We start from the raw sequence: 21073 nt of genomic DNA on the forward strand, positions 1-21073 counted from the left end.
CGGCGCGGGCCCAGGGCAGCAACGCGCGGCGGCCTCAGCGCAAGCCGGGTGCAGCAGGGGCTGACGCGCCAAGGCCGCCTGCCCTGCGCGGCGCCGGCCCGCGGCTCAGCGGCCCGTTTCCGTCAGATAGGCCTTGCGCGCAGCCACCGCGGTGTCGGCAAAGTCGGAGAACACACCATCCACGCCCAGGCGGTAGAACTGCAGGTACTCGGCCTGGGGGTCGCCCTTGTAGTCGAAGGCCAGGCGGCGGTTTTCGTTGCGCATGGTCCAGGTGTGGACCATCAGGCCCAGCTTGTGTGCGTCGGCCACCAGGCTGGTGGGGGTGCTGCTGGAAGCGTCGGCGTAGTTGACCGCGCCATCCTTGTTCACGTCGACCATCTTGCCGTCGGTGCCAAAGGTGCCCTTGACCGGCACGATGTAGGGCTTCCAGGGGCCCACGCCGTCGGCGTACTTGGCGATCTCGGCCAGGCCCGCCGGCGTGACCATGGAAGCGAACAGGTCCTTGCGGCCCGCGCGTGTCCAGTCGTAGGGGCGGTCATATGGCGCCTCGAAGGTGACCGCGCCGGTCTTGAAGTCGTAGTCGTTGCCATCCACCAGCTGGATGAGGCGCACCTGCGTCTTGGTGCGCAGGTACTTGAGGTTGGCCGTCTCGAACGACTGCAGGATGACCGGCGAATCCTTCTTGGTGTAGCCGTACTCGGCCAGGATGGCCAGCAGGCGGTCTTCGAGCTTGAGGCCCGCATCTTCATGGTAGGTGGGGTGCTTGGTCTCGGGATAGACGCCGATCACGCGGCCCACCTTGCCGCCCTCGGTCTTGGCCAGGTCCAGCACCTCGCGCAGCGTGGGGATCTGGAACTTGCCGTTATAGGACTGGTCGCGCTCGGCCAGCGGCTGGATGGCGCGCAGGGTCTTCAGTTCCGCCAGCGTGAAGTCGGTGGCGAACCAGCCTTCTTCCTCCACGCCGTCGACCATGCGCTTGGTCTTGCGGCTGGCGAACTCGGGGCGGCTGGCCACATCGGTGGTGCTGGTAATGTTGGGTTCATGGCGCGCCACCAGGTGGCCGTCCTTGGTGGCCACCAAATCGGGCTCGATGAAGTCCGCCCCCATCTGGATGGCCAGCGCATAGCTCTCCAGCGTGTGGTCCGGGCGGTAGCCCGAGGCGCCGCGGTGCCCCACCACGAGCGGAGCCTGGCCGCTCAGCGTCGGCAGCGGTGCGGGGTCGTCGCCGCCGCCACAGGCGGTCGCCAGCAGGGAGGCACTCATCGCAATGATCAGGGGAAGACGGTGAGAAGACATGGGCATCCTTGGCCGTAAAAGTGAGCGATCCAGTCTCTGTTGCACTTGTGACGCTTGCATGACGCTGTGGGTTTTGCGCCCACCGTCATCGGGTGCATCCGGGACAATACACCCCTATGTCGGACATGCCCCATTTACTCATCCCGCTGGCCGCCAGCCCGGCCCAGGGATGCCAGCAGGCGCTTGAAGGCCTGGAACTGCCCCAGTTGGACCGGCTGTTGGCCCGCCTGTCCAGCACCGGCCTGGACGCCGGCGCCGAGACGGACTTCGCCCCGCCCCACGAACGCGCCCTGGCCCGCCACCACGGCCTGCCCGCCACCAGCGAGGGCACCACGCCCTGGGCCGCGTGGCACCAGCACCAGCAGTTCAGTGCGCCCGGCACAACCACCAGCGCCTGGGCCTTCATCACCCCTTGCCACTGGCAGGTCGGTGCCGACCATGTCACGCTGGGCGACCCGGCGCGGCTGCAGCTGGACGAGGCCGCCTCGCGCGCGCTGCTCGCCATTGTGGCGCCCTGGTTTGCCGAGGACGGCATCACGCTCGCCTATGACCAGCCGACGCGCTGGGTCGCGCAAGGTGCAGTGTTCGACAACCTGCCCACCGCGTCGCTGGACCGCGTGATCCAGCGCGACGTGCGCGCCTGGATGCCCGACCCCGCCCGCGCGCGCCTGCTGCACCGCCTGCACAGCGAGATGCAGATGCTGCTGTACACCCACCCCTTCAACGACGCGCGCGCGGCCCAGGGCCTGCCGCCGGTCAATGCCTTCTGGGTGCACGGCGCAGGCGCCCTGCTCCAGCCGCCCGCCCCCGTGCCGGCGCCCGAGATGCCCACCACCCTGCTGGACGCTGCGCTGCGCGAGGACTGGCACGCCTGGCGCCAGGCCTGGGCCGCGCTGGACGCCGGCCCCGTGGCGCGCCTGGCCGCGCATGTGGCGGGCGGCGGCGCGGCGCGCCTCACGCTGTGCGGCGAACGCGGCGCACAGTCCTGGCATACGGCGCCGCGCAGCCTGGGCCAGCGCATTCAGAGTCTTTTTAAGCCCCAGCGCTTTTCCAGCGTGCGCGAGCAGCTATGAAAATAGTAGCCAGAGACATCCCACCGCGCGTGGTCTGGGCGCTGGAGCAGGCCGGCGTGCACCCGCTGCTGGCACGCCTGTACGCGGCGCGCGGCATCCGCGCCAAGGAGGAGCTGGACGACGCCCTCGCCCGCCTGCTGCCGCCGGACACCCTCATGGGCGTGCGGCAGGCCGCGGCGCTGCTGGCCGATGCCATCAGCCAGGACCGGCGCCTGCTCATCGTCGCCGACTACGACTGCGACGGCGCCACTGCGTGCGCAGTGGGGGTGCGCGGCCTGCGCCTGCTGGGCGCACGCCATGTTCAGTATTTGGTGCCCGACCGCGTGGTGGACGGCTACGGCCTCACCGCCTCCATCGCGCAGCGCGTGCACGAGCGCGGCGCCGACGTGCTCATCACCGTGGACAACGGCATCGCCAGCATCGAGGGCGTGGCGCGCGCCAAGGCGCTGGGGCTGACGGTGCTCATCACCGACCACCACCTGCCCGGCCCCGAACTGCCCGCGGCCGACGCCATCGTCAACCCCAACCAGCCCGGCTGCGGCTTCGAGAGCAAGTCCATCGCCGGCGTGGGCGTGATGTTCTATGTACTGATGGCGCTGCGCGCCGAGCTGCGCGCGCGCGGCGTATTCGACAAGGCCACGCAACCCAAGCTGGAGCCGCTGCTGCCGCTGGTGGCCCTGGGCACCGTGGCCGATGTGGTGCGCCTGGACAACAACAACCGCCGCCTGGTCGCGCAGGGCTTGAAGCGCATCCGCGCCGGCCAGATGCAGGCCGGCATCCAGGCCCTGTTCGACGCCGCCGGGCGCAAGGCCCCCGTCGCCACCACCTTCGACTTCGGCTTTGCCCTTGGGCCCCGCATCAATGCCGCGGGGCGCCTGGCCGACATGACGCTGGGCATCGAATGCCTGCTGACCGACGACCCGGCACGCGCCGCCGACCTGGCCCGGCAACTGGATGCCATCAACCGCGAGCGGCGCGAACTAGAGGGCGGCATGCGCGAGCAGGCCCTGCTGCTGGCGGAGAGCCTGTTCGACGAAGGCGAGGAGCCGCCGCCCGCCATCAGCGTGTTCGACCCGGACTTTCACGAGGGCGTGGTGGGCATCGTGGCCTCGCGCCTCAAGGACAAGCTGCACCGCCCCACCTTCGTGTTCGCTGCCAGCAGCGCGCCGGGCAAGGAGCATGAGCTGAAGGGTTCGGGGCGGTCCATCCCCGGCTTTCATCTGCGCGACGCGCTGGACCTGGTGGCCAAGCGCCACCCCGGCGTGATCCTGAAGTTCGGCGGCCACGCCATGGCGGCCGGCTGCACCGTGGCCGAGGAGCATTTCGACCTCTTCGAGCAGGCCTTCGCCCAGGTCGCACAGGAATGGCTGGATGCCGCGACGCTCACGCGCCGGCTGGAAACCGACGGCCCGCTGGCCCCGGAATACTGTCGTGCGGAACTGGTGGACACGCTGCACCGGGAGGTCTGGGGCCAGGGCTTTGCGCCGCCTACCTTCAGCGAGGAAGTGCAGGTGCTGAGCCAGCGCCTGGTGGGCGAGGCGCGCAACCACCTGTCTATCAAGCTGCTGCACCAGGGCCAGCCCGTGGACGCCATCTGGTTCGGCCACACCGACCCGCTGCCCGAACGGGCGTTGCTGGCCTTCCGGCTGGACGTGAACGAGTGGCGGGGCGAGCGGCGGGTGCAGTTTCTGGTGGAGGGACTGGAGTCGCCTGCAATGTGAACGGGCGAGCAACTGTGGTCCGGGGAGGCAACAGCCTCGAGTGCAGAAAACAAGAGTTCAAGCGGTGGCTTGGTGGGCATGCTGGTGTCTGCGCTCATTGACCAGATTGTGGAAACCTTGTCAGACCGCAGTGTGCAGATCGCCGAGGTCGCAAACGGCCGACTGCTGTATGCCGGCCGTCCGGGAGGACTATTGCATGGGCCTCGCTCTCCCAAGTACGGAGCAGACAGCAAGCCATGACCACGTAACGTCCAAAGCGGCATATAGATGGCGAAAGGCGCGGCACAGGCCGCGCTTTTTTTGTCCCGACTGGGGACGGGACGTACCAATGACGCTATTTTTTAGAGCTTAGAAGCTCTCCCATTCGCCATCCGCATCCGATGCCGCAGGCGTCTTGGCCGGCGCGATCTGGGGGGTGGACACCTTGGCGGCAGCCTTTGTCGGTGTGGGCTTGGCCAGCGTCGCGCGCGCCGGCGTTGCGGCCGGTGTCTTGACTGGGGCGGGCGCTACCGCTGGCGGCGCCACGCGGGCCGGGCTGCGGGGCGCCGCGACGGCGCCATTGCCCACATTGAACACGGCCACTACCTGCGCCAGGCGCTGCGCCTGTTCATGCAGGGCGGCGGCGGCGGCGCTGGACTCTTCCACCAGCGCGGCATTTTGCTGCGTCATCTGGTCCAGGTTCGCCACGGCCTGGTTCACCTGGCCGATGCCGTCGCGCTGCTCGGTGGACGAAGCGGTGATCTCGCCGATCAGGTCGCTCACGCGGCGCACGCTGTGCACGATGTCCTGCATGCTCTGGCCGGCCTGCTCCACCTGGGCTGAGCCCGATTGCACGTTGTCCACGCTGGTGGTGATGAGCTGCTTGATCTCCTTGGCGGCCTCGGCGCTGCGCTGCGCCAGGCTGCGCACTTCGCCCGCCACCACGGCAAAGCCGCGGCCCTGCTCGCCCGCGCGTGCGGCTTCCACGGCGGCGTTCAGCGCCAGGATGTTGGTCTGGAAGGCAATGCCATCGATCACACCGATGATGTCGGCGATCTTGCGGCTGGATTCGGTGATCTGCTGCATGCTGGTGACCACCTGGCCCACCACTTCGCCGCCACGCTCTGCGGCCTGCGCGGCGTTGGCGGCGAGTTGGTTGGCCTGGCGCGCGGTGTCGGCCGACTGGGTGACGGTGGCGGTGAGCTCTTCCATGCTGGCGGCCGTCTCTTCGAGGTTGGCCGCGGTCTGCTCGGTTCGCGCAGACAGGTCGTGGTTGCCCGTGGCGATCTGGCTGGACGCCGCCGAGACCGATTCCACGCCCGAGCGCACTTCGCCCACCACGCCGCGCAGACGTGCTCCCATGGCCGACAGCGAGCGCAGCAAGTGGCCCAGTTCGTCACGACGGTCATCGTGCACGTCTTGCGTCAAGTCGCCACCGGCAATCGCGTTAGCCAGCCCCACGGCCCGCTCCAGGGGATGCGTGATGGAGCGCACGAGCAGATTCGCCAGCACCAGGCCCAAGACCACCACCACCGCGGCGATGCCCGCGCCCATCCACATGGCGCGCTGGTGCAAGGCCTGGGCCTCTTGCTTGGCGGCGTCGCGCTGGCGTTCTTGCAGTTGGACGAAGGCGTCCTGTTCGCCCACATAGCGCTCCACGGCGGGCAGCAGTTTGCTGTCCACCAGGGTCAGCGTGCGGGCGAAGTCGCCTTCGGCCCGGGCCTTGGTGGCCTCCGCCAGCGCGTCCAGCACCACCTTGCGGGCGGCGGCCACGCGTTCCATCTGGGCCTTGTCCTCCGCAGAGAAGGCCACAGCCTCCACCTGTTTTTGCAGGGCATTGATGGCCTCGATCCCCTGCTTGGCTTTCTTCTGCAGGCCCGACGCCAGGGTCTCGTCGGCCGAGGCCAGCGCGCTCACGGACTGGTCCACGGCCAGCGTGGTCAGCCCTTTCCAGCGCAGGGCCAGGCTGATGCGGTCTTCGTTGGCCTGCACGATGCGCGCCGCCTCATCATTGAGCTGGGCGGTGTAGGCCAACAGGCCCGCCAGCAAAAGCAGCATGGAGACCAGCAGCCCCAGGACGAGTCCCCACAGTTTGCGGGCGACGGGGAAATGGTTGAAGTTCATGTTCTACGCAATCAGGGGCGTCGTGGCGCCATAGCGGTGGAAGGAGGCACACGGAGGAGGCACACGGGCGCAACAACCCGGCAGCCTGGACAAAAAGAGGCTCATATTGTCGCATTTATGCACATTTGATTACAAATATTCGTCACTGCCTGCAGTCCGACCCGTTTGTCACTGTGTTGTAACCACCACGACAACATGCCCTGCGAGCTCCCCCTAAAATGAAATCGTGTCCATCCTCCTCAATGCCGACCTTCACTGCCACTCCGTGGTGTCTGACGGCACCCTCACCCCCGAAGCGCTGGCAGCCCGTGCGCATGCCAACGGTGTAGCGCTGTGGGCGCTGACGGACCATGACGAGATTGGCGGCCAGCACCGCGCCGCCGCCGCCGCGCACGCGCTGGGCATGGACTACCTCACGGGCACAGAGATCTCGGTCACCTTCGCCGACACCACGGTGCATATCGTGGGACTGGGGTTCGACCCGGACAATGCACAACTCGCCCAGGGCCTCGCGGCCACGCGCGGCGGGCGCAGCGAACGGGCACAGGAGATGGCGCAGCAACTCGCGCACGTGGGTATCCGCGGCGCATTCGAAGGGGCGTTGCGCTACGCGGGCAACCCTGAACTGGTCTCGCGCACGCACTTTGCCCGCTTCCTCGTGGAGACCGGCGTGTGCCACGACACCTCCGAAGTGTTCCGGCGCTTTCTCACCGAGGGCAACCCCGGCTACGTACCCCACCGCTGGGCCACGCTGGGCAATGCGGTGCGCTGGATCCGCGAGGCCGGCGGCATGGCCGTGATCGCCCATCCTGCACGCTACCGATTCACGGCGAATGAGGAATACGCCTTGTTTTCCGAGTTCAAGCAGCACGGCGGCCAGGGCGTGGAAGTGGTGACCGGCAGCCATACGCCATCCGAATATCCCGTGTACGCCGCCATGGCGCAGGAGTTCGGCATGGCCGCCTCGCGCGGCAGCGACTTCCACAGCCCGAACGAATCACACACCGATCTGGGCGCCCTGCCGGATTTGCCAGGCCAGCTCACCCCCGTGTGGGAGCTGTTGTCCGATCGCATCCTGCGCGCCCCCCGCACCACTGCCGGCTGACCGCCGCGCCCCTCCATGGCCCAATATTTCGAGATCTACGCCGACAACCCGCAGCCGCGCCTGCTCAAGCAGGCCGCCACGCTGCTATCGAGCGGCGGCATCCTGGCCGTGCCCACCGACTCCAGCTACGCGCTGGTCTGCCGCCTGGACGACAAGGACGCCGTGGACCGGATTCGTCGTATTCGGCAGATCAACGACAAGCACCACCTCACCCTGCTGTGCCGCGACCTGTCGGAACTGGCCAATTACGCGCATGTGGACAACCGCCAATATCGCCTGCTGAAGTTGGCCACGCCGGGGCCTTACACCTTCATCCTGGACGCCACCAAGGAAGTGCCGCGCCGCGTGAGCCATCCGCAGCGCAAGACCATCGGTCTGCGCGTGCCCGACCGCAAGGGCCTGCAGATGCTGCTGGAGCTGCACGGCGCGCCGCTGCTGGCCACCACACTGATCCCAGCGGGCGAAAGCGAGCCGCTGAACGACCCGCAGGAGATCCGCGAGCGCTTTGAAAAGCAGCTCGATGGCATCCTCGACGCGGGCGGCTGCCCGCTGGAGCCCACTACGGTGCTGGACCTCACGCCCATGAATACCGGCGGCGACCCCATCGTGGTGCGCGAAGGTGGCGGCAGCCTGGCCAAGCTGGGGCTTTAAGGGCGCGCGCCCGGGCTTGGTGCCTGTCACAGTGGCGCAATGCGCCGACGGAAGAATCAGAACGTTTCAGGCCTCTAGCGCCCGTCCAGCAAGCGCCAATAGCTACCAAAATTGTAGCAATCAATCACACCACCACCAGCCGGCGCAGCCATTGCAGCAGCACCTGCGGCAGTTCCTCGGGCCGGGGCAGCAGCGCGTAGTGATGGGCACCGAACACCATGGGCAGATAGCGGGCCGCCTGGCGATCGATGGTCAGGCAAAACGGCGCAATGCCTTGCAGCCGCGCCTCGGTCACGGCCTGGCGCATGTCCTCCAGTCCATAGCGGCCTTCATAGGCGTCGATGTCGTTGGGCTTGCCATCGGACAGCAGCAACAGCAGGCGGTGCGCGGCCGGCTGGCGCATCAGCGTGCTGGCGGCATGGCGCAGCGCGGCGCCGGCGCGCGTGTAGTGCTCGGGCTCCAGACCGGCGATGCGCAGCGCAGCGTCTCGCCCGTAGGGCTGGTCAAAACGCTTGACGTTGCGCACCACCACCCCCTGCGGCCCCTCACCGGAGAACGCCTGCACCGCAAACGGCGCGCCCATGCCGTCCAGCGCCATGCTCACCAGCAGCAGCGCCTCACGCGCTACGTCAACCACCCGCCGGCCCGGCGCCACCCAGCCGTCGGTAGAGCCGCTCACATCCATGAGCACCAGCACCGCCAGGTCGCGGTGCAGGCGGCGCTCGCTGCGGTACAGGCGCTGGGGCAGCGGCAGGCCCGCGGCAAAGTCTGCGCGCGCCTCGATGCAAGCCTCCAGATCGATCTCGTCGCCGTCGAGCTGGCGGCGCACGGCCACGCGGCGGCTGCGCAATAGCTCGAACCGCCTGCGCACGGCGTGCAGCATGGCCCGGCGCTCATGCAGCGTGGCTTCCAACCAATCGGGCGCGCCCGGGGCTGCGTCGTGCAACCACACGGCGGCGCCGGGGCGGCGGTAGCTGCCGCTGGCGCCGTCCCACTCGGGGTAGTACAGAACGTCGACGCCCGGCGCGGCGGCCGCACCACCGCCCGCCCGCGCCTGGCGCGCCAGATGCTCCGGCGGGTCATCGGACAGCAGCACCTCCTTCGGACGGCCGGGCGTGGCCACGAGGCGCGCCTCGGGCAGTTCGGACAGCGCATCGGCGAACTCCTCCGCCGCCGTGCTGGCGTCGCGGTCGCTCGGGCGCTGCATGCCCATGGGGTCCGCGGCCTGCTCGTGCGGCTGGGCGGTCTGCACCATCCATGCACCGGGACCGTTCGCGTCGTCCTCATCGGGAAGCGCCTGGCGCACCTGCGGACGGCGCGCCAGACGGGCAGCATGGGTCGTGCCAGAGGCATCCTCTGCGCCGTCCGCCGTGGCGTGCGCAGGCGCGGGGGTAGCCGGCGTGCGCAGCTCGCCCAGCCACTCGTCGACCATGCACCAGCGCTGCTGGCGCGCGGGGGCCGCGGCCGGGCGCAGGCGCGAAGCGAGGGCACGTGCATGCGCCAGCACCTGTGGCGCCGGGGCCGGCAGCGATGGCATCAGGCCGGGAGGCCCGGCGCCCGCGGGTGGGCCGGCCAGCAGGGCGTGCGCCAGCGACTCCAGCGGTTGCAGGTGCGGCGGCAGCGCCGCCACGGCCGGGCGCGCTGCCAGCATGGCCTGCCGCAGGCGCGCCAGTGGCGCGGCCATGCCCGGCAGGCGCAGGGCCAGCGCGTGGTCGGCGGCATGGGCTTCAAGCAGTGCAAACAACGCCCGCTCGAAACCGTCCACCGCCTGGGCAGCGTATGCCGGCGCCCCCCGCACTGCGCGCATACCGTGCATCAGCGCCAGCGTGCGGTAGCGCTCGTCGGCGGTGAGCGCCCCGTCCCTCCCCGCTTGCGCGCCGGGTATATCCGTCAGCGCGGGGGGCAGCCACAGGTTGGCGCCGTCGGTGGCGGGCACGGCGTCGCGCTGGCTGGGGGCCTCTGCACGCTGCATCCAGCGCGAGAGGAAGGTAGGCGGCGCAGGCGGTTGCGCCGCGCGCAGCTGCAGGCGGATGCCCAGCGCGGCGCTTACCAGCAGGTCCAGGCGCGGCGCCACATCGGCCAGATGCAGCCGGGGTGGGCCGGCCGGCGGGGGGCGGTGGCGGCGCCACAGCGCCTGGGCATAGATCGTGGCATGTCGCGCCGCGTCGGTGATGACGTCCTCGGCCTCGGCCATGGTCAGACGAAGGTGGCGTCGACAAGGTCGCGCATGGCGCCCACCAGCGATGCCTCGTCCGACAACGGCGCCACGATGGCGTGCAGGCAGGCGCGGCGCAGGTCCACGCCGCGCACCGCCAACTGCGCGGCCGCCACCAACAGCCGCGTACTGGGCACCTCGGCCAAGCCACGATCCTGCAGTGCGCGCAGCCGCGTGGCAAGCTGCACCAGCGCGCGCGCCTCGGGCTCGGCAATGCCGCTTTCCTGCGCGACGATGCGCGCCTCTACCTCAGGCGCGGGAAAGCCGAAGTCCAGTGCCACGAAGCGCTGGCGCGTGCTGGGTTTCAGGTCCTTGAGCATGCGCTGGTAGCCGGGGTTGTACGACACGATGAGCCCGAAGCCGGGCGCGGCCTCGACCACCTCGCCCGTCTTGTCGATGGGCAGGATGCGCCGGTGGTCGGTGAGCGGGTGCAATACGACCACCGTGTCCTGCCGCGCCTCCACCACTTCGTCCAGGTAGCACAGCGCGCCCTCGCGCACAGCGCGGGTCAGCGGCCCGTCGTGCCACACGGTGCCGCTGCCCTGGATGAGGAAGCGGCCGATCAGGTCGCTGGCGCTCAGGTCGTCATGGCAGGCGATGGTGATGAGCGGGCGCTTCAGGCGCCAGGCCATGTGCTCTACGAAGCGCGTCTTGCCGCAACCTGTGGGCCCCTTGAGCATGACGGCCAGGCGCTGCGCGTGGCACTGCGCGAAGACCTCGATCTCGTCGCCGCTGGGCAGGTAATAGGGGGGCTCCGGCGCAGGGGACGTTGCCGGGCGGGCCATCCCCGCCCCGCCCTGTAGATCAAATCGCTGCAGCACGGTGCGTATCGAGGGGACGGTCCACCGGATCGCTGGCGCTGACCTCCAGCCGCAGCGGGTGGCGGAAGAAATCGATGATGAACAACGCAACGCCAATCGCGAAGATGGACGCGGTGATGACCAGCATGACAAAGTGCACCTGGATCTTGAGTTGCGCATCCAGGTAGCCCATGCCCATGATGCGCTCCAGGTACACCTGCCCAATGCCCGCGGTGGCGAACGACAGCGTCATGCCGAACATGCCCGCCAGCTGCATCCAGAACGACAGGTAGCCCATGGCGGTGCCTTCCTCGGGCCTGCGTGTGAGGGCCGGCTGCGCATAGCTGATCATGGCCATCACGATCATCGCGTAGGCTCCGTAGAACGCCGCGTGCCCGTGCATGGCGGTAATGAGGGTGCCGTGCGTCCACTTGTTCACGCTGGGGAAAGTGTGGGCCAGGCCCAGCAGGCCGGCACCGAACAGCGTGAACACGGCGCTGCCCACCGTCCAGTGCAGCGCCAGCTTGTTGGGGTGGGCCATGCCCGAGCGGCGCATGGCGAAGTAGGCATACATGGCCATGCCCACCAGGGCCACGGGCTCCAGTGCGCTGAAGAAGCCCCCGATGGGCAGCCAGTACTGCGGCACGCCCACCCAGTAATAGTGGTGCGCCGTACCCAGGATGCCGGCAATGAACACCAGCCCCACGATGACATAGAGCCACTTTTCCATCACCTCGCGGTCGGCACCCGACAGGCGGATCAGCAGGTACGCGAGGAAGCCGCCCTGGATCATCTCCCACACGCCCTCCACCCACAGGTGGATGGTCCACCACCGGTAGAAGATGGCCACGGTGTAGTTGTGAAACTCCAGCAACGCCGGCAGGTACAGCACCGCCGCCAGGCCCAGGCCGCCCAGCAGCACACCCTCCGGTGTCGTGAAACGGCCGGACTTGCGGATCGTCATGCCGACGTTGTAGAGGAACATGAGCATCACGATCACGATCACGATCTTGGAGGGCAGCGGCTGCTCCAGCAGCTTGTTGCCCGTGCCCCAGCGAAACAGGTAACCCACCACCGTGGCCACGCCCATCACCGTCCACAGCACGAGCTGGATGTAGGCCAGCCGTGTGCTGTGCAGTTCGGTGCGCGACTCGTCGGGCACCATCCAGTACGTGGCCCCCATGAAGCCGCACAACACCCAGACGATCAGGATGTTGGTATGGATCATCTTGGTCACGTCGAACGGCAGGATGTACAGCAGCGGATCCGGCCCCAGGTACTTGGTGGCCGACAGCAGGCCGAACACCAGCTGCAGCCCGAACAGGGCCACGGCCACGGCGAAGTACCAGTAGGCGACGGATTGGGACTTGTATCTCATGGCGGACTCCGGCGATGGCTGCGGGCGTGCTTACTTCATGGACATCAGGTAGGCCACGAGCTGGTCGATCTGCTCGGCCGTGAGGTCCTTGGCGTAGGTCGTGGGCATGAAAGAGGTCCCATCAGCCGAGTACATGGGCCCGGGCACCAGGTGCGCGCTGGGCGAAACGATGGACTCATGCAAGTAGGCCGCCACATCCTTGGCCTGGCCTTTGTAGTCGGACGAGCCCAGCAGTGCCTCGGTGCGGCCCTTCACACCTGCGAGGGACGGCCCGGCCATGTTCACGCCGGGCGCGGTGGAGTGGCAGGCGGTGCAGGCGGGCGTGGCCGTGCGGAATACCCGCTCGCCCAGGGCAATCGGGTCCTCGTTGCCCGACAGCGGGCGCGCACCGGGGGGCGCAGCGATGCCGCCCCGTTCGATCTTCGCGTCGTCCGCCTGCTGCGCGGCGCTGCGGTCAGCCCCCGGCAGTGTGGAGCCCGTCACGAGGATGGGCCGCGGCGGCCATCCCTGGTTGTCCACGTTGCTGACCCAGTCGAAGAAGGCGATGAGCCCGGCAATGTCTTCGTCGCTCAGGTCTTGCTTGGGCATCAGGCGACGGTGGCGCTGCTCGTCGTAGAACTTGGAAGGATCCTTCAGGTAAGCCTTCAGATAAGCCTCGCCGCGCAGCTTGGTGATCTTGGTCAGATCGGGCGCGTAGTAGGCGCCTTCGCCAAAGATGGTGTGGCAGTTGATGCAGTTGTTCTTGTGCCAGACATCCTTGCCGTGCACGACCGCCGGAGTGATGGACTCGGCATTGGTCAGCGCATCGAACTTGCGGTGGCTGTCAAAAGTGAGGAGGAGGAACACCGCCGCCGAGATGCCCGTGGCGACGATGGCGAAAAGACGCGTCTGGCGCTTGTTCATGGGGCCCTCCCTTTCACACGCCGATGCCAGACCAGTACATAACGGCCATGGTGCCGGCGTAGGCCATGGCCACGACCATCAGCAGCACCACAACGAGCGCAAACACCTTCACAGGCAGATACCAGGCATGCATGGGGTGGCCTCCTCTAGCTTGTTGTTTGGCCGACGCGCCGTGGGAACGCGCGCCACTGCCGTGCATAGTGACCGCCTGTCCAGCATGCGAGTGTCGGACAACTGCCCGTGCGCTGTCAGACAGGAAGCCGCAGCGCGCATGGGCGACAATCGGCGGGTGCCCATGACCGACCTTATCCAGACCGTCCTCATCTACGCCCTGCCGGTGCTGTTTGCCATCACCGTGCACGAAGCCGCGCACGGCTATGCCGCCCGCCACTTTGGCGACAACACCGCGCTGATGATGGGCCGTATCACGCTCAACCCTCTCAAGCACATCGACCCGGTGGGCACCGTGCTCATGCCGCTGCTGCTGTATTTCGCCACCTCGGGGGCGTTTCTGTTTGGCTATGCCAAGCCCGTGCCGGTGAACTTCAGCCAATTGCGCCACCCCAAGCGCGACATGATCTGGGTGGCGCTGGCGGGTCCGGCATCCAACTTCATCCAGGCCATCGGCTGGGCGCTGCTGTTGGTCGCGCTGGTCGCCACCGGCACACAGGAGCGCTTCTTCCTGGAGATGGCGCGCGCCGGCATTGCCGTCAACCTCGTAATGTGGGCGTTCAACCTGTTTCCGCTGCCACCCCTGGACGGGGGGCGCATCCTCGTCGGCCTGCTGCCGTGGAAGCAAGCCCATTTTCTCTCGCGCATCGAACCCTACGGCTTCTTCATCGTGCTTGCACTGGTGGTGGCGGGCGTCGTGGGCGCGCTGTGGCTGCGCCCCCTGATGGCGCTGGGCTACAGCGCCATCAACCTCATGCTGTCGCCACTGGTCGCGCTGCTGCGCTGACCGGCTCCTTCTCTGATCCCCCTCATGCCAAAGACCATCCGCTTCCTCACCGGCATCACCCCCTCGGGCACGCCGCACCTGGGCAACTTCGTGGGCTCCATCCGCCCCTCCGTGGCCGCCAGTCGCAACGCAGGCGTAGAGAGTTTTTACTTCCTGGCCGACTACCACGCCCTCATCAAGTGCCAGGAGCCCGAGCGCGTACACCGCTCCACGCTGGAGATCGCCGCCAGCTGGCTCGCCGCTGGACTGGACCCGCAGCAGGTCACCTTCTACCGTCAGTCCGACATCCCTGAAATTCCTGAGCTGCACTGGTTGCTGACCTGCGTGACCGGCAAGGGGTTGCTCAACCGCGCCCACGCCTACAAGGCCGCACAGGACAAGAACCAGGAAGCCGGCCGCGACCTGGACGACGGCGTGAGCGCAGGGCTGTTCATGTACCCCGTGCTGATGGCGGCCGACATCCTGATGTTCAACGCCCACAAGGTGCCCGTGGGCCGCGACCAGATCCAGCACATCGAGATGGCCCGCGACATGGCGGCCAGCTTCAACCACCTCTACGGCGAACACTTCACGCTGCCCGAGGCGGCCGTCGAGGACAACGTGGCGTTGCTGCTGGGCCTGGACGGGCGCAAGATGAGCAAGAGCTACGACAACACCATTCCGCTGTTCTCGACGCGCGAACAGTTGAGGAAGCTCATCGGCTCCATCGTCACCGACTCGCGCGCTCCTGGCGAGCCCAAGCAGGTGGAGGGCTCGGCCCTGTTCCAGATCTACCAGGCCTTCGCCACACCCGAAGAGACCGCCGCCATGCGGCGCGCCTATGCGGACGGCATTGCCTGGGGCGACGCCAAGCAGATGCTGTTCGAGCGGATCGACCGCGAAATCGCGCCCATGCGCGCGCGCTATGACGACCTGATGGCCCATCCCGAGAAGGTGGAGGCTGCCCTGCAAATCGGCGCCAAGCGCGCCCGCGCCATCGCCGCCCCCTTCCTGCAGCGCCTGCGCGCCGCCGTAGGCCTGCGCAGCCTGAGCGCCGTCGCACACCCTGCACCGGCCACGCAGAAGACCAGCAAGGCCACCCTGCCCGCGTTCAAGCAATACCGCGAGGCCGACGGCAAGTTTTACTTCAAGCTGGTGGCTGCCGACGGCCGCTTGCTGCTGCAAAGCACGGGTTTCGACGGCCCGCGCGACGCCGGCCAGTCCATCGCTCGGCTGCAAAAGGAAGCCGGCGCATTGCAGGCCCTGGCCCCCCTGTTGACGCCGGTGGACGGCGTGCCAGCATCAGAGGTGGAGGCAGCGCTGCTGGCTCTGGCAGCTGCGCAGGAATGAATCCCGGCGCCCGTTGCTATTATTTAAATAGCTACTGGCGCTAGCTCAGCAAGGCCCCGGGGGCAAAATCGCTCGAAATTTGGTCACAAGAGCTGGCCCCAGAAGGGACGCACCAAGAAAAAAGCCTTGCAGGCGACTGGCTTGCAAGGCTTTTTAGTTTGGCGGAGAGGGAGGGATTCGAACCCTCGGTGATGTTGCCACCACGCCTGATTTCGAGTCAGGTACATTCGACCACTCTGCCACCTCTCCTGTGTGTCGAAGCCCGCGATTCTAGCAGGAAATTTCAGACCGGCAGCGTGGCTTGGCCGCCCATGTAGGGGCGCAGCACCTCGGGAATGGTCACGCTGCCGTCCTCGTTCTGGTAGTTCTCCAGCACCGCCACCAGCGTGCGGCCCACGGCCAGGCCCGAGCCGTTGAGGGTGTGCACCAGCTCGTTCTTGCCCTGCGCGTTCTTGAAACGCGCCTGCAGGCGGCGGGCCTGGAAGGCTTCGCAGTTGCTCACCGAACTGATCTCACGGTAGGTGTTCTGGGCGGGCAGCCACACTTCCAGGTCGTAGGTCTTGGCGGCGCCAAAGCCCATGTCGCCCGTACACAGGCTCATCACGCGGTAGGGCAGGCCCAGCTTCTGCAGTACAGCCTCAGCATGGCGGGTCATTTCCTCCAGCGCCTCGTAGCTCTTGTCGGGATGCACGATCTGCACCATCTCGACCTTGTCGAACTGATGCTGGCGGATCATGCCGCGCGTGTCCCGGCCGTAGCTGCCGGCTTCCGACCGAAAGCAGGGCGTATGGGCCGTGAGCTTGAGCGGCAGCTGGGCCTCGGCCAAGACTTCGTCGCGCACGAAGTTGGTCAGGGGCACCTCGCTCGTGGGGATGAGGTACAGCTGCGCGTTGTCGGGTACGGGCTCAGCGTCCTGACCGCCCTTCTGGGCCGCGAAGAGGTCGCCCTCGAACTTGGGCAATTGGCCCGTGCCCTTGAGCGAGTCTGCATTGACGACGTAGGGCACGTAGCACTCGGTGTAGCCGTGCTCCTGGGTCTGCACGTCCAGCATGAACTGCGCCAGGGCCCGGTGCAGGCGCGCGATGCCCCCCTTCATCACCGTGAAGCGCGATCCCGAGAGCTTCACGCCCATGTCGAAGTCCAGGCCCAGCGGCTCGCCCAGGTCCACATGGTCCTTGGGGGTGAAGCCCAGGCTGCGCGGCTGTTGGCCATCGGGGCTCCAGCGGCGCACCTCCACGTTGGCGCTCTCGTCCGAGCCCACGGGCACGCTCTCGTGCGGCAGATTCGGGACGGCGGCCAGCATCGTTTGCAGTTCGCCCTGGATCTGATCTAGCCGGGTGGCAGAACCGTCCAGTTCCGCCTTGATCGCGGCCACCTGGGCTTTCGCAGCCTCGGCGGCGTCCTTCTCACCCTTGCCCATGAGCATGCCGATCTGCTTGGACAGCTGGTTGCGCTGCGACTGCAACTCCTCGGTGCGCATCTGGATGGTCTTGCGCTCGGACTCCAGGGCCTGGAACGCCTCCACATTCAGGAAGGCCTGGGGCTTCTTGCGGGTTTCCAGCCGTGCGACGGCCGATGCGAGGTCTTTGCGAAGGAGGAGGATGTCTAGCATAGGCGGCGATTTTAGTGGCGCAGCCCGGCATGCTAAGAGCGTACTGGGGCGAAAGCCGCGGCGTTTCGCGCCGATAACATGGCAATGCACCATCAATGCGGGTGCATTGGCCAGGGGTCAGGAGGCAAAGCCATGTTTTTCGTGTTCGGCCCTTCGGGGCAAATCTACCGGGGTGGACCGGACAAGCTGGCGCAGGTGGCGCCTGTGCGGCGCGTGCACCGCCCCCAGGCCCTGCGCACGCGCGCCCTGGACAGCGACGCGGCACCTGTTGCGACCGCAGCACCTCACGCCACGGCGCAGACGGCGACGCCCAAGCCCCTGCGCCTGCTGGAGGCCGTATCGGCCTATGTGCAGACCGAGCAGGGGCCCGCCCAGCCGCGTCAGCCGCTGTCGCGCGTGGGCGACGTGATGACCAGGGGCGCGCTCACGGTGGCCCCCGATCAGCGCGTGAACGATGCATGGCAGACGCTGGCCGAGCACGAAATCGCACAGGCCCCCGTGGTGAATGATCAGGGCCAAGTGGTGGGCCTGCTGCTGCGCGCCGACATGGCGCCCCTGGACCTGCTGCCCGAGCCCGGCGCGGTCAAGCAGGCCATTGAGCTCGCGCGCCGGCCGGTCTCCGAAGTGATGGTGAGTCCCGTGCCCACGGTGGCTGCGGACACGGAACTGCGCCGCGTGGCGGGCGTGCTGCTGGACACCGGCCTGCCCGGCCTGCCGGTGACGGATGAGCGCGGGTTGCTCGCGGGTTTCATCTCGCGCACCGACATCCTGCGCGCGGTGGCGGCGGACCCGCCGCTGGACCTGTGGAGTTGAGCCTCAGTCGCCGCTCGCAGGATCGGCGCTGACTTCCTCATCGGGCAGGCGGGAGGCCAGCACCTTGTCGATGGTCTTGCCATCCATGTCCACCACCTCGAAGCGCCAGCGCTCCCATTGCACCGTGTCGGTGACCTTGGGCAGCTTGCCGGTCAGCAACATGACCATGCCGCTCAGGGTCTGGTAGCGGCCGCGGTCCTCTTCGGGAACGGTGGACAGTTGCAGGCGGTCCTTGAGTTCGGGCACGGGAATGTGGCCATCCAGCAGCCAGCTGCCGTCCTCGCGCTCCACGGCCCAAGAGGTTTCAGGGTCGCGCGGCTGGAACTCGCCCGTGATGGCCTCGATGATGTCCTGCACGGTCACGATGCCCTGCACCTCGCCGTACTCGTCAATGACGAAGGCCATCTGTACGTCGGACTGCCGGAAGTTGTCCAGCAGTTCCATGGCATTGATGGTCTCGGGCACGTACAGCGCCGTCTGCAGCGGCTGGGTCGTCAGGTCGCGCGCCTGGGCGTCGCGCACCGTGCGCGACAGCCACTGGCGCGCGTTGAGCACGCCCAGGATGTTCTCCATGCCGCCGCGCACCACCGGAAAGCGTGCATGGTCGGACTCCTCGATGCGCCGCAGGTTCTCCTCGAAGGGCTCCTCCACATCGAGGAACACCACGTCCGCGCGCGGCACCATGAGCGAGCCGATCTGCCGGTCGTCCAGGCGGAACACGTTGCGCACCATCTGGTGCTCGTGGGACTCGATCACGCCGGCACTCGTGCCCTCGGCCAGCACGGCGTGGATCTCGTCCTCCGTCACGGCACTGGCGGAATACTCCTTCACCCCCAGGGCGCGCAGCAGCCCCTCGGTGGAGATCGACAGCAGGCGCACGAAGGGCTTGGTGGCGAGCGCCAGCCAGTTGATGGGGCGCGCCACGACGCGCGCCACCGTCTCGGGGTAGCTCTGGCCCAGCCGCTTGGGTACCAGCTCGCCCACAACGATCGAGAAGTAGGTGATCAGCACCACCACCAGGCCCGTGGCCAGGTAGCCGGCCAGTTGCGGCTCCACCCCCAGGCCCAGCAGCCACTCGCCCAGCGGCTTGGCCAGGGCCGCCTCGCCCACGATGCCGTTGAGCACGCCGATCGAAGTGATGCCGATCTGGATGGTGGAGAGAAAGCGCGTGGGGTTCTCGCCCAGCTTGGCCGCGGCGATCGCCCCGCTATCGCCCTCATCGATCAGCTTCTGCAGGCGCGTCTTGCGCGCGGAGACCAAAGCCAGCTCGGACATGGCGAACACGCCATTGAGCAGGATGAGGGCGAACAGTATTGCTATTTCCATATGCAGGGGGCCCAGCGTGCCCCCACGGTGTGAAGAAGCGGAAATTGTAAAGAGGCCCACATTCTGCGGGGGATTGGCCATCCGGTGCCACATGCCCCACCCACGCGCAGGCATTGCCACATAGATGCCAAATATGCCTCCAGCGCTTATCCATCAAGCGCGAGTAGCTATAAACATTGAAGCAACAATGTCGCACACAGGGTTCGCGCAGCCCCGCGACGCCCGGCTTTAGCGGGCGAAGAAGTGCGTTCAGTGTCCGCCCGGTCCGGTTTCGGGCGGGCGCTCGGTGATCTCCAGGCCCGTCGCGGTGTCCAGCTTCAGGCCCTTGGGCAGCGGGAATTTCACGGTTTCCTCGATGCCGTCCAGCTTGCGCACGGCCACCGCACCCAGTTCCTTGATCCGCGTGATCACGGCCTGCACCAGCACCTCGGGTGCCGACGCACCGGCCGTGAGGCCCACGCGGGAGATGCCGTCAAACCACTCGTGGCGCAGCTCGTCCACGCTGTCGATCATGTAGGCCGGCGTGCCCAGGCGCGCTGCCAGCTCGCGCAGGCGGTTGCTGTTGGAGCTGGTGGGGCTGCCCACCACGATCACCAGGTCCACCTGCGGGCTGAGCAGCTTCACCGCGTCCTGGCGGTTCTGCGTGGCGTAGCAGATGTCCTGCTGCTTGGGCTCGCGGATGGAGGGAAAGCGCGCGCGCACGGCGGCGGTGATCTCGGCCGCGTCGTCCACGCTGAGCGTGGTCTGCGTGACCACGGCCAGCTTCTCGGTCTGCGCGGGCTGCACGCGGGCCACGTCGGCCACGTCTTCCACCAGGTGGATGCCATGGTCCAACTGGCCCATGGTGCCCTCGACCTCGGGGTGCCCCTTGTGGCCGATCATGATGAACTCGTAGCCTTCCTTGGCCAGCTTGGCCACCTCGACATGCACCTTGGTCACCAGCGGACAGGTGGCGTCGAAGATGGTGAAACCCCGCGCGCGCGCCTCGTCCTGAACAGCGCGGCTCACGCCGTGGGCCGAGAAGATCAGCGTGGCGCCGGGCGGCACCTCGTCCAGGTCCTCGATGAAGATCGCGCCCTTGGCCTTCAGGTCGTTCACCACGTAGGTGTTGTGCACGATCTCGTGGCGCACGTAGATGGGCGCGCCGAACTTGGCAATGGCGCGCTCGACGATCTCGATGGCCCGGTCCACCCCCGCGCAAAAGCCGCGCGGCTCGGCCAGAACGATTTCCTGGGGTTTTTGCATGGCGGCGTCCCGTTCAGAGCACGCCGATGAGCAGCACTTCGAAGGTGACGGGCACGCCCGCCAGCGGGTGGTTGAAGTCAAAGCGCACGGCGCCGTCTTCGCGCACCTCCAGCACCACGCCGGCGTACTGGCCCGTGCCGTCGGGCGTGGGGAACTGCACCACGTCGCCCACGGTGTATTCCTCGTGGGGGTCGCCCAGCTCGTTCAGCAGCTTCTTGGCCACCCATTGCTGCATGTCGGGGTTGCGCTCGCCGAAAGCCTCGCCCGCGGCCAGCTCGAACGTGGCGCGCGCGCCCTCGGGCAGGTCGATCAGGCGCTGCTCCAGCGCGGGCGAGAGCTCGCCCGTGCCGACCGACAGCGTGGCGGGCTTGTCCTCGAAGGTATTGATCACGTCACCCGCCGGGCCGGCCAGGCGGTAGTGCAGCGTGAGGAACGAGCCCTGTTGCACAGTGGGCACGGAGGACGAGGATGCGAAGGCGTCTGCGGTCATGAAAGCTCTCGATAAACTGCCGGCATTGTAGAAAACCGGGCAAGCCCCCACGGCC

18 protein-coding genes and 1 tRNA gene are annotated in these 21073 nt (G+C 67.7%); 8 read left to right on the forward strand and 11 right to left on the reverse strand.

What is annotated here, in order from left to right:
- Window positions 1–105: 105 nt before the first annotated feature.
- Window positions 106–1296 carry a glycerophosphodiester phosphodiesterase gene (locus tag K2L43_RS14730; protein ID WP_220637861.1) on the reverse strand — a complete coding sequence of 397 codons (1191 nt, stop codon included), beginning with the start codon at window positions 1294–1296 and terminating at the stop codon, window positions 106–108.
- 116 nt (window positions 1297–1412) lie between these two features.
- Between K2L43_RS14730 and K2L43_RS14735 the strand changes: the two genes are divergently transcribed.
- Genes K2L43_RS14735 through K2L43_RS14745 form a run of 3 tightly spaced genes read left to right on the forward strand, consistent with a single transcriptional unit; the run spans window position 1413 to window position 4330 of the window.
- Complete coding sequence (locus K2L43_RS14735) at window positions 1413–2369, forward strand: phosphoglycerate mutase (protein ID WP_220637862.1); 957 nt, start codon at window positions 1413–1415, stop codon at window positions 2367–2369.
- Window positions 2366–4090 (forward strand): single-stranded-DNA-specific exonuclease RecJ, encoded by a 1725-nt coding sequence (recJ, locus tag K2L43_RS14740; RefSeq protein WP_047349875.1) that lies wholly within the window; start codon window positions 2366–2368, stop codon window positions 4088–4090. Before K2L43_RS14735 ends, recJ begins: the two co-directional genes overlap by 4 nt.
- 12 nt (window positions 4091–4102) lie before the next feature.
- A complete protein-coding gene (locus K2L43_RS14745) occupies window positions 4103–4330 on the forward strand; it encodes a GNA1162 family protein (protein ID WP_228403855.1) in 228 nt (75 codons plus the stop codon).
- Window positions 4331–4438: 108 nt separating this feature from the next.
- On the opposite strand, the gene K2L43_RS14750 is transcribed toward K2L43_RS14745, so the two are convergent.
- Entirely contained in the window at window positions 4439–6193 is a 1755-nt protein-coding gene (locus tag K2L43_RS14750; RefSeq protein WP_220637863.1) for a methyl-accepting chemotaxis protein, read from the reverse strand.
- A 226-nt stretch (window positions 6194–6419) separates the two neighbouring features.
- Here K2L43_RS14750 and K2L43_RS14755 point away from each other — a divergent pair, with 226 nt between their 5' ends.
- The gene (locus K2L43_RS14755; RefSeq protein WP_011806534.1) at window positions 6420–7298 is read left to right on the forward strand and encodes a 3',5'-nucleoside bisphosphate phosphatase; all 879 of its coding nucleotides are present in this window, start codon (window positions 6420–6422) and stop codon (window positions 7296–7298) included.
- A gap of 15 nt (window positions 7299–7313) precedes the next feature.
- Window positions 7314–7949, forward strand: coding sequence for an L-threonylcarbamoyladenylate synthase (locus K2L43_RS14760; RefSeq protein ID WP_015914083.1), 636 nt, complete (start codon window positions 7314–7316; stop codon window positions 7947–7949).
- Between the two features lie 124 nt (window positions 7950–8073).
- Here the strand turns inward: K2L43_RS14760 and K2L43_RS14765 are convergent, their stop codons facing one another.
- From K2L43_RS14765 to K2L43_RS14780, 4 genes are read right to left on the reverse strand one after another with little or no spacing between them, the layout of a single operon-like run.
- On the reverse strand, window positions 8074–10143 hold the full coding sequence (locus K2L43_RS14765) for a nitric oxide reductase activation protein NorD (protein ID WP_220637864.1): 2070 nt from the start codon (window positions 10141–10143) through the stop codon (window positions 8074–8076).
- Between the two features lie 2 nt (window positions 10144–10145).
- Complete coding sequence (locus K2L43_RS14770; RefSeq protein WP_220637865.1) at window positions 10146–10949, reverse strand: CbbQ/NirQ/NorQ/GpvN family protein; 804 nt, start codon at window positions 10947–10949, stop codon at window positions 10146–10148.
- A 19-nt stretch (window positions 10950–10968) separates the two neighbouring features.
- Window positions 10969–12342: a cbb3-type cytochrome c oxidase subunit I gene (locus K2L43_RS14775; RefSeq protein ID WP_088888459.1), complete on the reverse strand. Its 1374-nt coding sequence runs from the start codon at window positions 12340–12342 to the stop codon at window positions 10969–10971.
- A 30-nt stretch (window positions 12343–12372) separates the two neighbouring features.
- Complete coding sequence (locus K2L43_RS14780) at window positions 12373–13245, reverse strand: c-type cytochrome (RefSeq protein WP_011806539.1); 873 nt, start codon at window positions 13243–13245, stop codon at window positions 12373–12375.
- A gap of 271 nt (window positions 13246–13516) precedes the next feature.
- Here K2L43_RS14780 and K2L43_RS14785 point away from each other — a divergent pair, with 271 nt between their 5' ends.
- Together K2L43_RS14785 and K2L43_RS14790 are read left to right on the forward strand one after the other, a co-directional pair.
- Window positions 13517–14203: a site-2 protease family protein gene (locus K2L43_RS14785; RefSeq protein WP_015914089.1), complete on the forward strand. Its 687-nt coding sequence runs from the start codon at window positions 13517–13519 to the stop codon at window positions 14201–14203.
- A gap of 24 nt (window positions 14204–14227) precedes the next feature.
- Window positions 14228–15532 (forward strand): tryptophan--tRNA ligase, encoded by a 1305-nt coding sequence (locus tag K2L43_RS14790; RefSeq protein ID WP_220637866.1) that lies wholly within the window; start codon window positions 14228–14230, stop codon window positions 15530–15532.
- 159 nt (window positions 15533–15691) lie between these two features.
- Here K2L43_RS14790 and K2L43_RS14795 read toward each other — a convergent pair.
- Window positions 15692–15781, reverse strand: a tRNA-Ser gene (locus tag K2L43_RS14795).
- Between the two features lie 34 nt (window positions 15782–15815).
- The gene (gene serS / locus K2L43_RS14800; RefSeq protein ID WP_088888457.1) at window positions 15816–17144 is read right to left on the reverse strand and encodes a serine--tRNA ligase; all 1329 of its coding nucleotides are present in this window, start codon (window positions 17142–17144) and stop codon (window positions 15816–15818) included.
- Window positions 17145–17276: 132 nt separating this feature from the next.
- On the opposite strand from serS, the gene K2L43_RS14805 reads away from it, so the two are divergent.
- Window positions 17277–17957: an HPP family protein gene (locus K2L43_RS14805; protein WP_220637867.1), complete on the forward strand. Its 681-nt coding sequence runs from the start codon at window positions 17277–17279 to the stop codon at window positions 17955–17957.
- A gap of 3 nt (window positions 17958–17960) precedes the next feature.
- Here the strand turns inward: K2L43_RS14805 and K2L43_RS14810 are convergent, their stop codons facing one another.
- From K2L43_RS14810 to K2L43_RS14820, 3 genes are all read right to left on the reverse strand, one after another.
- A complete protein-coding gene (locus K2L43_RS14810) occupies window positions 17961–19283 on the reverse strand; it encodes a hemolysin family protein (protein WP_135148163.1) in 1323 nt (440 codons plus the stop codon).
- 249 nt (window positions 19284–19532) lie between these two features.
- Window positions 19533–20528, reverse strand: a complete 996-nt coding sequence (gene ispH / locus K2L43_RS14815; protein WP_103737086.1) for a 4-hydroxy-3-methylbut-2-enyl diphosphate reductase — start codon at window positions 20526–20528, stop codon at window positions 19533–19535.
- Window positions 20529–20541: 13 nt separating this feature from the next.
- On the reverse strand, window positions 20542–21018 hold the full coding sequence (locus tag K2L43_RS14820) for a peptidylprolyl isomerase (protein ID WP_015914095.1): 477 nt from the start codon (window positions 21016–21018) through the stop codon (window positions 20542–20544).
- Window positions 21019–21073: the final 55 nt, after the last annotated feature.

Source organism: Diaphorobacter sp. MNS-0 (assembly GCF_019602835.1).
Classification (GTDB): Bacteria; Pseudomonadota; Gammaproteobacteria; order Burkholderiales; family Burkholderiaceae_C; genus Diaphorobacter; species Diaphorobacter nitroreducens.